We start from the raw sequence: 736 nt of genomic DNA, 5'->3' as shown, positions 1-736 counted from the left end.
CCAATCTTCGTAAAGGGCAAAAGCGTTGCGTTCCTGCTCAACTGTGGTGTGGGTAAAATAGCCAAGGATATAGTCGGCAAGACTCGTCCCGCTTTAGGATGGTATGCGCAGTTTGGGGAAAAAATTGTATATGCAGCCGTGACAAAAAATTATACCGACCGCCACTTTCCAGAAAAGAAAATATTTGCGGCGTTTTATCTACCCATTCGCTCATTTTATCTTGAGAAAAATTAATTATGACCAGGGCTTGAAAAAGTTAAAAATTATAGTAATTTGATGTCGCATTCGGTTGTGTTTCCTTTTTATATACCCACTCAAAGGTGAAAAAATGAAAACGGCTTCGCCATCAAAAGAACAAGACCTTTTAAGCAAAAACAACATAAAAATTACCACGGAAAGAGTGGATGATGTACCGCTACTCATAGGCCAAATGCTTAACATGGGGCTCCGAGAAATTCTTGATAAACACATTCCAGCCCATGGGAATCAGAGAAAACTCAGTTGGGGATGGACAGCAGTAATCTGGCTGGCCTATATCCTCACGGAAGGAGATCACCGTAAAGTTTCCGTGAGTGAATATATCCGTGAAATGAAATATACGTTAAGTTGCTTGACAGGGCAAGAAATAGATCTACTGGATTTCAGCGATGATCGACTCTCCCATCTACTCAAACATCTGAGCAAGCGTGAATCCTGGAAAAAAATTGAGAGCGATTTAAATGAGCGTAGCATCCAA

At 40.9% G+C, this 736-nt stretch carries 2 protein-coding genes; both read left to right on the top strand.

Going from position 1 to position 736, the window contains the following annotated elements:
- Positions 1–234 (top strand): hypothetical protein (locus MTBBW1_RS28925; protein ID WP_186441763.1); only part of this gene is annotated, 234 nt, incomplete at its 5' end.
- Between the two features lie 94 nt (positions 235–328).
- Positions 329–736: DUF4277 domain-containing protein (locus tag MTBBW1_RS27315; protein ID WP_139786946.1), on the top strand; the 408-nt coding region annotated here is incomplete at its 3' end.

The sequence above is a fragment of the Desulfamplus magnetovallimortis genome (assembly GCF_900170035.1).
Lineage (GTDB): Bacteria > Desulfobacterota > Desulfobacteria > Desulfobacterales > Desulfobacteraceae > Desulfamplus > Desulfamplus magnetovallimortis.
The sequence above is the reverse complement of the archived record's forward strand: the minus strand, read 5'-3'. Positions and strand labels throughout refer to the sequence as shown.